This window comes from Psychrosphaera saromensis, assembly GCF_002954545.1.
In the GTDB taxonomy this organism is placed as follows: domain Bacteria; phylum Pseudomonadota; class Gammaproteobacteria; order Enterobacterales; family Alteromonadaceae; genus Psychrosphaera; species Psychrosphaera saromensis.
Genome location: NZ_MSCH01000003.1, coordinates 3,589,782 through 3,601,732 on the forward strand (window position 1 = coordinate 3,589,782; position 11,951 = coordinate 3,601,732).

Here is an 11,951-nt window from a genome sequence, read left to right on the forward strand (position 1 = left end):
GAAAAAGTGACTGTGCTGCAATAGTAACATCACTTTTTACACTAACCTGTCATTAAATAACGCTCAGCTCTTTCGACTCTACGAGGTTTACCTTTAATAATAATAGTATCTAATGCTTCAATAACGGTATTTTCATCAGGAGAAGCCAGTTCAGCGCCACCTCGTCTTAGTCCTACGACTTCCACTCGACGCAAAGTTAAATTAAGCTCAGATAAACTGCGTTTAACTGCAAATGCATCTGACGGAATCGCAATAGCGTGAATATATTCTAATAAGTCTCGTCTACTGGCGGTGACTTCAGTGACATCGCCTGGATAAAAACCATGTAAATGGCCATAACGATTTTCTCTTTCTTTTCTAATTCGTTTTAATACACGAGACATAGGAACGCCGGACTCGAACAATACTTGTGACACTAACATCAAGCTTCCTTCAAGTGCTTCAGGCACAACTTGATCGGCACCATCTTCTAGAATCTCTTTAAGGTTTTCATCGGTTTTAGTTCGCACCATAATGCGAGCTTTGCTGTTTAACTCTTTGACGTTTTTGATCACCACGTGTGCTTTGGCCATATCACCAAAAGTGATGACAATTAATCTAGCGTTAACGGCACCTGCAGCTTCCAAAATGGCTTTATCTCTAGCGTGACCGTATTGTACATTCTCCCCTGCGGCCTGAGCTTCACTTACTCTTACCGGGTCAACATCTAATGCTACATAAGGCACAGCCTCCGTTTTGAGAAAACGGCTTACAGTTTGCCCTACTCGGCCAAAACCACAAATAACCACATGATCTTTTAACTGAGTTTCAAAATCGGCATTGGCCACTTCACTATGACTGTCATCTTGTTTACCTCGTAACTTATCAAGCTTATTCACTATCTTAGTATTGTTAGCAATAATAGAAGGCGTTACAGCCATGCTTAACACGCCAATACCAATCAAGGTGGAAGATAAATCAGCACTGAAAATATTTAGTTGTTGAGCAAGCGCAACCAGTACAAAGCCAAATTCACCTAACTGGAACATCATGAGTCCAGCACTCCAACCATCTTTGCGCGTTTCACCAGAGATAACCGCAAGTTGCTTGATCACTAACGTTTTAACAATTAATAAAGTAGCAAGGCCGGCTAATATCCATTCCCAATGTTTGAGCATAACAACAACATCTAATTGCATGCCCACACTAATAAAAAACAGTCCCATTAAAATGTCACGAAATGGACGTATATCGGCTTCTAACTGATGCTTATATTGGCTTTCACTTAACATCATTCCGGCTAAAAATGCTCCCAGCGCCATCGACAACCCAAAGAAACTGGTTAACGTACCAGCCATCACGGTGACTAAAATTGCGGTTAATACAAATAACTCATCGGTTCTTACCTGTGCCACCTGATTAAAAACTTTTGGTAGTATCCACTTACCAACTGACAATAAAATGGCAACCACAATAGCGCCTTTACCAAGCGCCATTAAAAGAGCAACAACAACATTCTCACCGCCGTTTGACGCTAACAAAGGCATAGCAATTAAAAACGGAACTACTGCAATATCCTGGAATAACAAAATACTGATCGCGATTTGGCCACGCTTAGTTTGGGTAATACCGCTTTCATTTAATGACTTCACCACCACTGCAGTAGAGGACAAAGCAAAAATACAGCCAATAACAAACGACGTTGTACCGTCAACACCAGCGATAAAACTGGTGCCCATTACTAACAACAAAGTAATGATCACCTGAGCACTGCCCACCCCGAAAACTAAATGGCGCATAGCAATCAATTTGGGAACGGAAAATTCTAAACCTAACGAGAATAATAAAAACACGATCCCAAGTTCAGCTACTAAGGACACTTCATCTGGAGATGTGATCAAGGCTAACGCATGGGGGCCAGCAATGATGCCAGTGACTAAATAGGCCAGTATAGGAGGTAGTTTGATGTGCTTAAAAAACCAGACAATAAAAACGGAGGTCGCCAATAACAAAATAAGCTCAAAGAAATAACCGTGTGACATAAATACAAGCTCCTTTTGGCAATTTATTGCCGACTATATGTTCAGAGTTTAACCAATTAAATTAAGTTATACATTTATTTCATAGAATTCAACACATTGCATTTTTGGCACATTTCTCGCTTAGTTTCTACCAAGTGAAATTAATCGACCAAATACGGGGGGCAATGTGGATTATATTAGTCACTTAGACGCATTAAGCTCAGAAGCCAACGCTAACATATTAGCGACTTGGTCAAGTTATTCAAATACAGAGCGTGAAAGCGACTCTTTAGTTGAACAACTCCAAACTACATTAGATGTAGAAAAATTGTTATCTATTTATCTTAGCGCAATTGCAGCTCAATATAAGATAAGTTCGGTTGAACTCGATACATTCCACGGAAAATTTAAATCGGGTAAGCGAAATAAGTCTTCGCAAACCATGACATTACCTATCCGAATCAACGATCGCCTTATGGGTCGTATTAGCTATTTCTCGGAAAAGCCGATAACTGATATCTTGATGTCATCTTTAACAAGTCATCAAAAGAAGCTTATTTATCCTTTGCGTAACGCCTTAGCATTTTGGCAGTTACAACAAATGGCATTGAAAGATCCATTAACTGGCATAGGTAATCGTGCCATGTATGACGACGCGATTGAATACAAGGTACAACATGCATCACGTTTTAAAGAAACGTTTGTATTAATGCTGTTGGACTTAGACAATTTTAAAACCGTCAATGATACCCATGGACATTTAATGGGCGATGATATTTTATCTGGCTTTGTCACTCTGGTTAAAGATTGTTTGCGCGGTACAGATCAAATGTTTAGATTTGGTGGTGACGAGTTTACTATTTTATTGGAAAAAGAAGGATTGAACGGCGCACATATTGTTGCCGCTAGGATCCATCACGCTATCAGTAAAAATACCACATTCAATAAATACAAAGTTAGTACCAGTATTGGCTGTGCTTGTTTTAATGAAAACGACACGCCTAACGATTTATTTGCTCGTGCAGATAAAGCGCTTTACGCGGCGAAAGATGCAGGTAAAAACTGCATGAAAATTGCGTAACTAGTATAACTACCCCAGGAGTTGGCCTTCGGGCCGCTCCACCCAACTTATATACCAATATAAGTAACACCTTGCCAAACATTCATTCTTAACAAAACTCACAGCACACCTAAAATTTATAAAACGAACTAAAGCAGCACAAGCGCCAAGCTTGTTCTTTAAAAACATCCATTCATAAATAATTCATAAAAAAGGATGGTTATTTTTAACATCTGATATAAATTACATTACTATATTGCTTCACACCGACAGATATGGAGATTTTTTGTGCGACTTATCAATACCCTACTGCTAACGTTAACGTTTTTAATACCGCAAGCTCAAGCTGAATCATTACCCGATTGGTTTGTAAATCCACCAGGCGACAGCATGTTATGGTTCTACTCTGTAGGTATGGGTGAGACTAAGCAACAAGCACAGCAAAATGCTCTTGAAGAATTAAGTGCTCGTTTACAAGTAACTGTCGACTCTAATACACAGCAGTTTGTTGAGTCTAAAGAAGGTAATACTGATTTATACTTAGAAACAGACTCTCTGTTATCTACTACAGGTTTAATTTTTACCAATATAGAAATGGTTAAATCCGCTGAATATAACAATGAAATCATTCAACTAATAAAAATAGACCGACAAGCTTTTTTTCAGCAGCAGCATGACTCCATTAAGCAACAGTTAACTAATTTCTTACCGGATAAGGAAGAGCTAACTGAAAAAAACTTAAGTCCTACGCTGGTCAAATTAATTCAATACAATCAAATCAAATCCAGCATAGATAATAAGCTGTCACTATTAGATTCTTACGCATTTAACACCATAGATTTAGCCGAACTAATCACTAAGCTGCAACTCATTGCTCAATCAGTATCCCGCACAGTTGGTTACAAAATTGTAATGGCGAACGTAGATCAAACTAATGCCACCGACATTAAATTTTCCATCATTAAACAACTACAAACCATAGGGATCACGTCCGACCAAAAAGAACATACACTGAGTATCGTTTTTGCCGGAATCAACCAAGAACAAACAACAACTGAGTTCCACTTTGCAATCAAGATGTCCGCAGAGCTAATCTATTTGCTGGATGATTCGATAATTTACCAATTCCCAATGACGGCCACCGTTTTCAACCAAAGTGCTGAATTAGCCGAACAACAGGCATTAGAGTCGATTCAATTACAGTTGGGTAGTTATCAATGAAAGTCATCCAAACTATAGCGTTACTGGCAACGACCTTGTTAGTAGGTTGTGCGATTAGTGTAAAAGATGGCGATGATATTCAGTTTCACAATCATAAAATCGTTAGTGAATTTGTTGCTAAGTCGTTACCACGAGAGCAACGTTTACAACGTATAACGAGCGATATTCAAAAAGTAGGATTTAAACGAATTAGAGTTTCTGGCGTTTTTGATACATTCAGCGATAGCGCGTTAAGTATTTTTAAACATCAGAACAGTATTATGACTGAGCATAAAACGATGCTCGACAATCACAGAGATGTGTTGTCATTTTTAATGGCCAATAAAGGCAAAGACAAAGCGCAACTAGCCCAAGCTATTGCAGACTTTGATAAGTCAGCCAGAAACGAACAAGAAAAAATTGGACCTAAGATTAAAGAGTACGAAAGAGCATCGCAAAAAATCTCTGATGAAAATACCAAACTAACCGCTTTGATCACAGCTCAAACATTAAAGTTAGCTCATATTATTTATTCACAAGGCGATGACTTACTCGGTGTTCAAGGCATACAAATGTTATTTAATGCGAGTAAAGTAAATGAAGCTTATAATTTAGCAGAAATACGTTTGCATTTAGCTAAAGTTGCCAATGAATTTATTAACGACGAAAAAGCCATTATTGATATTGCAAAGCAATTACAATCATTGCAAGACGCTGATTAACAGGAAATAAACAGATGAAGTTATTAACGACGACAAGCACCCTAATTTTTGTCATGACAATGGTTGGTTGCACCAGTTCTACAAAAATAAAATACCCAGAACAACAAACAAACTTAACTGACGCACAAGCACTCAATTCAAAAATAATCGTCGCTAAATCTGCTTACGAGTTTGAAGATAAAGACATCGAAGTCCCTGGTAATTTCAACGTACAAGGTATCAACAGTTGTACGTTTGATATCAACAATGAATCTGATGACTGCCCACTTAAAAAGCCAATAATCAGAGTTTACTTTGACGGCAATAACAGCACCAGCCAACAAAAAGAAGAGAAGAAAGTATTAGAGTCTCTGAATAATAAGAAGTTAGGCTTAATGTTTGAGAGCCAGTTAGCTGGATTAAACCGTTTTAGAATTGTTACCCAAGACGATATAACGGCACAAGAAGTTGCCTCACAAATAAAAGAACAGTCAGCAAAAACAGTGGCAAGTGTTATGAAAGAAAATAGAACACTACGTCCAGACTATTTATTAAAAATAGACACTATAAAAACGGCCGACCGTTTTTATGCTGAATACAACGGTATGGCTCAATATGCAGTAGAGCTAACCGTTAGTGTTATCGACCCGTTTACCAAAGAAAAATTATCGTATCCAAACATAGGTAAAATTCGTATTGATGGTATTGATGTTAAACCAAAACATGAATTGGTTTACACAGAGGTGAATGGCAAGTATTACACCGGATTTGATTACACAAGTCCTGACAACATTAATGCAGTATTTAGCAAAATAGCGTCAAAAGCTTTTGATGTGATGTTATCCAGAATGTTAACCGAAATGCCAGTTTCAGCTCAAGTTACCGGCTTAAGAGGTGACCAAATAACATTAGATAGAGGCCGTAACGCTGGAGTGTTAACTGACGATACTTTCATTTTATTTAAATATGACGGCGGTTTTGTTGATCCAATTGCCGTTGCTATTGCCAAGCCATCTTCTGAAAGCGCGATTGCTACAATTGTGAAATGGAAAAATACCGATATCGCTGACGACTTAAAGAACAAATCGGCTAAAGGTATTTACCGACCAACTCGTGGCGAGCAAATTTTTGCCGTTTCTATTGGTCTTCCTAGCTCATATTTAAAAACAAAAATGTAAGTTGAACATTATGAAAAATATACTGTTATTCGTATTATCTATATTTGGTGTATCAGCATATGCCGATACCAGCGACATTAAATTTGATTATCAGAAAAGTGAAAAAACATTAACAGTATCTGGCGATCTCTGTACTTATGGAAAAAGGTCGAAGCAAAAATTACCTGAAGCGGTTATAAATAATATTCATCGTTATGTGAAGGATTACAATAAAGACTTCATTGAACAGATAAGAAATATAAAAACAGGCATGTTTGGCCGACGTCTCAATACAGCGGAACTGGCCGTAATCTATCAACTTAACGATAAACATTTAAATATGGATTATTATTTTGAAGGAAATAATGCCTGTGTGACTTATCAGGCGATTGTAACGCTAGATTTCACTAACGATGACAGCACGTACTTTAATTTCGCTCAGCCTGATTCTTGGACGTTCCTAGCTAAAACTAATGACTTATTCCAAATCAATAATGCCATTAAATCTGTTTATCCAGAAATAGCATTAAAAAAACCAGACTTACCGCAAAACGAACAATCGGCATTAATCGTTTTATCTAAGGTAAGTGAATCATTTTCGTTATATAAATTTGATGCTGTAAAATTCAATCATATTAAGCTGCTTGCACTAAACAGTGTATTTGTTAACGCTCCTGAACCTTACCAATCCGCAATGGAAGAGTATTTAACTAGCTACCAATTCAATGTTGCAACGCAAGTGAAAGACGCCAACTGGTACTTACACATTACGCCAAAACAAACAGAAGAAGGTATTTCATTTAGAGTAAGCTATCAGTCTAAAACGTCTGTAAATAAAGTCGTTAAGAATGACCCATATATCTTGCCTTCACTACCGACTAGTAACGATGATGAATTAAAAGATGTCATCTTATTACATTTGGAAATGATGGAATTTGTTCAGTTACTAGAAAGTCCTTAACGCTTGGTAAAACATTAACATTTATCAATCAACTAGCTGAAAACAAAAAACGGATTATTCATATAATCCGTTTTTATTTGTTAAAGCTAAACTAACAACACTGAAAGTTACTAATTCATTGATTAATTACCTTCCAATCAGGTCCATAATATTTTTCGGTTATTTGGTCTAATACACCGTCATTTATCAGAGCTTGAACCGCGTTATTTAACGCAGGGATCTTATCTGTATGTTTAGATTTTTTAGATAATTGCACCCACTGTTCTTTCTCACCAAGGTTTAGTTTTTTACTAAAGTCGACCTTCCCTAAACCATTATTAGTTCTTAACACATAGTGCAGAACAAATGCCGACCCAGCGACTGCATCTACACGGTCGTGCATTAGCATTTTTATCACTTGTTCGTATTGGTTAACTTCCATGATTGCAAGTTCAGAGTCACTATCGAATCTCTCACTTAAATGAACACCTCGTCTAACCGCAATAGAAATCCCTGCTAAATCATCATAACTATTAAGTACTATTGGCTTTCGAGCAACCACAGCGACCTTAACGGCTCGGATTTTAGCAACGTAATCCACCATATAAGAACGAGATTGAGATCTAAATACAATGCCACCATCATGTTTACCTAGCTCTATCCCTTGCCATATTCTTGGATAAGGCATTAAAAATGTATTAATACACAAGTTAGAATACTTGGCGATTGCGTTAATAATATCAACCTGAACACCGGTAACTTGACCTGTATCATTCACATATCCCAACGGTTCACTATGGATAACATGAAAGTTTAAACAATCATTTTTACTAATTGCTAAGCTTGGATACAGAAATATAATAAAAGCAAATAAGTAGAAAATTTTCACCATACTAGACACCTAAAGATCTGTTATAAAACAAGAACTCTTTTATCGCAGTAAGAATTCATTAGAGTATATGCAGTGATGGATAAATAAACAAAATATAGTTTAAAGTGGTTTTGGAACAGCCTACAAAATTCACATTCACTTCTTCCTTGTCAAAACTCGACCATTACAATAACCTGTGAAAATGACAATTTAATAAATGAACTAATCGAATGGAACTACAAGACACTTCTCCTGAAAGACGTAATCTTAATTTATTCGCAATTTTGGCAATTACTTATTCTATTGGAGGAGCTAGTTTTGTTGATGGACAAGTCAAGTTAGCACTAATTAATGCACAGTTTACTAATGTTGGCTATTTGGCAATTCTGTTTATTCTTGGTTTTTTCTGGGTGACATTACGTTGTTACATAACCCATAAATGGCAATTTCAAAATGCTAGAAATAAAGGCTTATATTTGTGGAAGCCTCCAACTGAAAGCTCAATTGAAAGTAAACTACGCAGTAAATCTCCCGGCAATACTAAAATAGTACAAGTCGTTAATCACCAATACTTTTGCTTAACAGATCGTAAAGCGTCTAATAAGTCACACTTTCCACTCGAGTATTTACACGATCATCCAGATTGCAAATCAATTAAGTTAAATAAAACTGAAAAGCTAAGAGTTAATATTGCAGCCTTTTTTAATTCAAATGAAATGTCTGCAATGCTAGGAACGTTTATATTCTGTGTAATTGGCTGGGTTTGTGTATTTTTTGAGGTTTATCAATATTGTAACCAATGACTGTGGGAGTGATAAGCTACGAGTATATTTCAATAGACCTGTATTTTATTGAAATGGATAAATGGTGTCCCCACCAGGACTCGAACCTGGAGCAGCAGCTTAGGAGGCCGCAGTTTTATCCTGTTAAACTATAGGGACAGTAAGACTGATTACCTTTCCTGTGCGAATCTCGTACCGAAAAGGTAAATATGCTCTCGCCAATTATACCTAATTAAACTTGCTAGTGAAGTTTAATATGTCCCTATTAACTGTCTGTTTTATTGAGCTTATTTGTTAATCAAATTAGCAAGTTGTTACTTTATTTAAGCAACGAAACTTGTTCATGTTCAAATACAGCTTCCAGAGGAGTTAATTGCTCTGACTCAATATCATCCAACTCAGTAACATAACTCATTAAACAACTACTACGTTTGGTGATAGCTTTAGCTAAGTATTTACCGTCTTGAGATTTAATTAATACGGTATCACCGGTATTAAAGTCACCAATCACGCTAAGTAACTGATCACTGGTTAAGTCACCAATGCCATCTAAAACTGTTTGTTCACCAGACTTATCAACTACAAATTCACCTTGTGAGCGTGTTGTGTGTTTTAGCCAGTGCGTTCTATCACTCATTGGGGTTTGTGATGGTTCAAATATAGTCCCTGGATTTTCATCTCTCAATAAGGCTGGGAATACATCTGGTTTTTCACCGTTGATTATATAAGTCGTAATACCATGAGCGGTTGCTTTCTCGGCAGACTCTACTTTAGTCGCCATACCGCCAGTACCCACTGAGTTCGTTGTACTCATATCTAAGTTTTTAACTATCGCAGTGATAGATTTAACCAGTGGAATTAATTTAGCGTTGCTGTCTTCTCTTGGGTTACCTGTGTATAAACCATCAACATCTGTACATAACACAAGACCATCAGCGTTTACGGCAGCAGAAACAATAGCCGCTAAATTGTCATTATCACCCACTTTAAGCTCGTCTGTGGTTATTGTATCGTTCTCATTAACGATAGGTAAAATGCCATAACTTAATGCTTTGTCGATCGTGGCAGAGACACTTTGATAACGTTCAGGGTCGGCTAAGTCGCCGTGAGTTAATAGTATTTGGCAAGTTGGGAAGTCGAATAATCGGTCCCATGTACTTATCATGTCTGCTTGTCCTGCGGCAGCCATCGCTTTTTTCATAGCAATAGAATCGCAGTTACTTTTAGGAAAATATTGTCTACCAGCGGCAATTGAGCCGGAAGATACTAAAACGACTTCTATGCCGCGGCTGCGACATTCAATAATAAACTGAGCAATAGGAAATAATTTATGAGGGCTGCAACCTTTTCCATCTGGTGCAATTAGAGCGCTGCCAACTTTTAAGACGATTCGTTCGAAGTTTGAAAATAAAGCCATAGATCCAGTAAATAATAATATAAGATAATACTTAGTATACTAACCATTAATTAAATATCAACTGGCGAAAAGGAATAACATAATCATTACTTATAACAAATTGTGATTATATTTTAATCTAAGACCCGCAATAACTGAATATTTGCTCTAATAAATTTAATTATTACACTAATTAGTTTTATTCTATCTTTTTAAAAATAACTAAACTTGTGATTGTGATGTAAGACAATTAGGTTGCATAAGTAGTCTAGATTAAGACTACTTTAGATAATGGAAAACGGTGCAAGGTGCGGAGTAAACTTAGAAGGAAAATTAAGGTTTATGGATTGAATCAATTTCACCAATTTTTAACATAGGTGCAGCATCCAATTCTTCTGCATTCATCATGCTAGCAATACGTTGAACACTTGATAATAAAAGAGTCTGTTCCCATGCTTCAATGTTTTCAAACTTTTCAATGAAGCTTTCTTCCATCGCTCTAGGTGCATCATTTAATGTGATCACGCCTTGGTCAGTAAGGTATAAAGATACCTTTCTGCGGTCGATACTGTCTCGTTTTCTAACTAACAGCTGTTTGATTTCTAATCTATCCAAAATACTTGTAACGGTAGCTTGAGATAAGTTAATGCTGTCTGAAACTTGTTTTGAGGTTAAACCTGGTGCCGCCAACACTTCTTGTAGAACGAGTAATTGAGGACCTGTGATCCCAACGGCTTTGCTTAATTTTTTAGAGCGTAGGTCGATTGCTCGAATGATTTGTCGAATTGACACGAACAATTCTTCATATTTTTCCAATAGTGTTCACCCGCCATATAAGTGTAAAGGGGGTGAACTTTACCCCTGTTAACTGCGCAAATCAAACAGGGATATAAAGGAATTCATAAGTTTACTTATTAATTTGGAGCCGTTTCCTTTTCTTGCTCGCATAATAATCTTTGTTTTTCCACTTCTGGACATTGCCACTTGTCACCTGGATTTGGTACACGCATCCATTTAGCAACTAACCAGATACTCCAATAAACCATAAAGCCTGCGAGGATAGAATCACTTAGAAAGTGCCCACCTTGCATGACTCGGATCATACCAACGGCAGAGCCAATACCTAAACCAATGTAAAACCATTTTCTTGAACCAAACAACCAGCCTAAGATCATGAAATAGAAGCCCATTGCGGCATGTCCACTAACAAAAGAACAATTACGTTCACACTGATCTGAAATAACCCAAGCTGGTGAAAAGGTTTTATCACCGCCAAACTCAACAACCGCTCTCGGACGAGCTCTATCCCAGCTGTCTTTAAATACGTTATGAACGATAATGCCTGGGCCGATTAACAAGGCGACTAACGCAAACCAACATAAGTGACGACGTATTTTACAATACGTTGATTTAAATCCCAACAATAGGAATACAAGCATCAATGGTAATAATACTTTTGGCATATCTCTAAAGATGTCATAGGTTATTTGCACTAATGGGGTTTCATTAAAATAAAATCCATCAGTTTCATCATAAAATTGTCTTGTTACCCACAAATCAATTTCAGGGACTAAGTAAAATAGTAACGAGACCGCTACAAACACAAATAAGGAGATCCAAGTCTTTGTATTACTGGAAGATTCATTTTCAATTTCTGGCTTTTCTTCAGCTGTTATACTGGAATTCATATTCAACAATCCTTTCAAAATGTTGGCATATTGTATGTATCTTTGAGCAAGCTGCAACAAAATATTGCCAGCTTACGCTAATTTAGGGAAAACCCTTTACCAATTGGACTAAATATTCTGTATAATCGCCCGTCCATCAATGATTGATTATTTTTT

Annotated in this window: 11 protein-coding genes and 1 tRNA gene; 6 read left to right on the plus strand and 6 right to left on the minus strand. The window is 37.0% G+C overall.

All coding sequences use genetic code 11. The features are described 5' to 3' along the window. Positions 1-41: 41 nt before the first annotated feature. Positions 42-2,021, minus strand: coding sequence for a monovalent cation:proton antiporter family protein (locus BTO11_RS16210; RefSeq protein WP_105053575.1), 1,980 nt, complete (start codon positions 2,019-2,021; stop codon positions 42-44). A gap of 166 nt (positions 2,022-2,187) precedes the next feature. On the opposite strand from BTO11_RS16210, the gene BTO11_RS16215 reads away from it, so the two are divergent. The 5 genes from BTO11_RS16215 (at position 2,188) to BTO11_RS16235 (ending at position 7,079) form a co-directional block, all read left to right on the plus strand. Next, complete coding sequence (locus BTO11_RS16215) at positions 2,188-3,081, plus strand: GGDEF domain-containing protein (protein ID WP_105053576.1); 894 nt, start codon at positions 2,188-2,190, stop codon at positions 3,079-3,081. 267 nt (positions 3,082-3,348) lie between these two features. After that, complete coding sequence (locus tag BTO11_RS16220; protein ID WP_105053577.1) at positions 3,349-4,281, plus strand: LPP20 family lipoprotein; 933 nt, start codon at positions 3,349-3,351, stop codon at positions 4,279-4,281. Then, positions 4,278-4,982, plus strand: a complete 705-nt coding sequence (locus tag BTO11_RS16225) for a hypothetical protein (RefSeq protein ID WP_105053578.1) — start codon at positions 4,278-4,280, stop codon at positions 4,980-4,982. Before BTO11_RS16220 ends, BTO11_RS16225 begins: the two co-directional genes overlap by 4 nt. Before the next feature lie 14 nt (positions 4,983-4,996). Continuing rightward, a complete protein-coding gene (locus BTO11_RS16230) occupies positions 4,997-6,139 on the plus strand; it encodes a hypothetical protein (protein ID WP_105053579.1) in 1,143 nt (380 codons plus the stop codon). A gap of 10 nt (positions 6,140-6,149) precedes the next feature. Then, positions 6,150-7,079 carry a hypothetical protein gene (locus tag BTO11_RS16235; RefSeq protein WP_105053580.1) on the plus strand — a complete coding sequence of 310 codons (930 nt, stop codon included), beginning with the start codon at positions 6,150-6,152 and terminating at the stop codon, positions 7,077-7,079. A 115-nt stretch (positions 7,080-7,194) separates the two neighbouring features. On the opposite strand, the gene BTO11_RS16240 is transcribed toward BTO11_RS16235, so the two are convergent. Next, the gene (locus tag BTO11_RS16240) at positions 7,195-7,950 is read right to left on the minus strand and encodes a substrate-binding periplasmic protein (RefSeq protein WP_105053581.1); all 756 of its coding nucleotides are present in this window, start codon (positions 7,948-7,950) and stop codon (positions 7,195-7,197) included. A 209-nt stretch (positions 7,951-8,159) separates the two neighbouring features. Here BTO11_RS16240 and BTO11_RS16245 point away from each other — a divergent pair, with 209 nt between their 5' ends. Continuing rightward, on the plus strand, positions 8,160-8,732 hold the full coding sequence (locus BTO11_RS16245; RefSeq protein WP_105053582.1) for a hypothetical protein: 573 nt from the start codon (positions 8,160-8,162) through the stop codon (positions 8,730-8,732). A 62-nt stretch (positions 8,733-8,794) separates the two neighbouring features. Here BTO11_RS16245 and BTO11_RS16250 read toward each other — a convergent pair. From BTO11_RS16250 to BTO11_RS16265, 4 genes are all read right to left on the minus strand, one after another. Further along, a tRNA-Arg gene (locus BTO11_RS16250) sits at positions 8,795-8,870 on the minus strand. Between the two features lie 160 nt (positions 8,871-9,030). Then, on the minus strand, positions 9,031-10,128 hold the full coding sequence (proB, locus tag BTO11_RS16255) for a glutamate 5-kinase (protein ID WP_105053583.1): 1,098 nt from the start codon (positions 10,126-10,128) through the stop codon (positions 9,031-9,033). A 312-nt stretch (positions 10,129-10,440) separates the two neighbouring features. Next, positions 10,441-10,923, minus strand: a complete 483-nt coding sequence (locus BTO11_RS16260; RefSeq protein ID WP_105053584.1) for a MarR family winged helix-turn-helix transcriptional regulator — start codon at positions 10,921-10,923, stop codon at positions 10,441-10,443. Positions 10,924-11,021: 98 nt separating this feature from the next. Continuing rightward, positions 11,022-11,795, minus strand: coding sequence for a phosphatase PAP2 family protein (locus BTO11_RS16265; RefSeq protein ID WP_105053585.1), 774 nt, complete (start codon positions 11,793-11,795; stop codon positions 11,022-11,024). Between the last annotated feature and the right edge of the window lie 156 nt (positions 11,796-11,951).

Coding starts and splice junctions, on each gene's coding strand:
- proB (WP_105053583.1), bottom strand. CDS start 10,128: ATGGCTTTATTTTCAAACTTCGAACGAATCGTCTTAAAAGTTGGCAGC.
- BTO11_RS16225 (WP_105053578.1), top strand. CDS start 4,278: ATGAAAGTCATCCAAACTATAGCGTTACTGGCAACGACCTTGTTAGTA.
- BTO11_RS16210 (WP_105053575.1), bottom strand. CDS start 2,021: ATGTCACACGGTTATTTCTTTGAGCTTATTTTGTTATTGGCGACCTCC.
- BTO11_RS16265 (WP_105053585.1), bottom strand. CDS start 11,795: ATGAATTCCAGTATAACAGCTGAAGAAAAGCCAGAAATTGAAAATGAA.
- BTO11_RS16245 (WP_105053582.1), top strand. CDS start 8,160: ATGGAACTACAAGACACTTCTCCTGAAAGACGTAATCTTAATTTATTC.
- BTO11_RS16240 (WP_105053581.1), bottom strand. CDS start 7,950: ATGGTGAAAATTTTCTACTTATTTGCTTTTATTATATTTCTGTATCCA.
- BTO11_RS16235 (WP_105053580.1), top strand. CDS start 6,150: ATGAAAAATATACTGTTATTCGTATTATCTATATTTGGTGTATCAGCA.
- BTO11_RS16230 (WP_105053579.1), top strand. CDS start 4,997: ATGAAGTTATTAACGACGACAAGCACCCTAATTTTTGTCATGACAATG.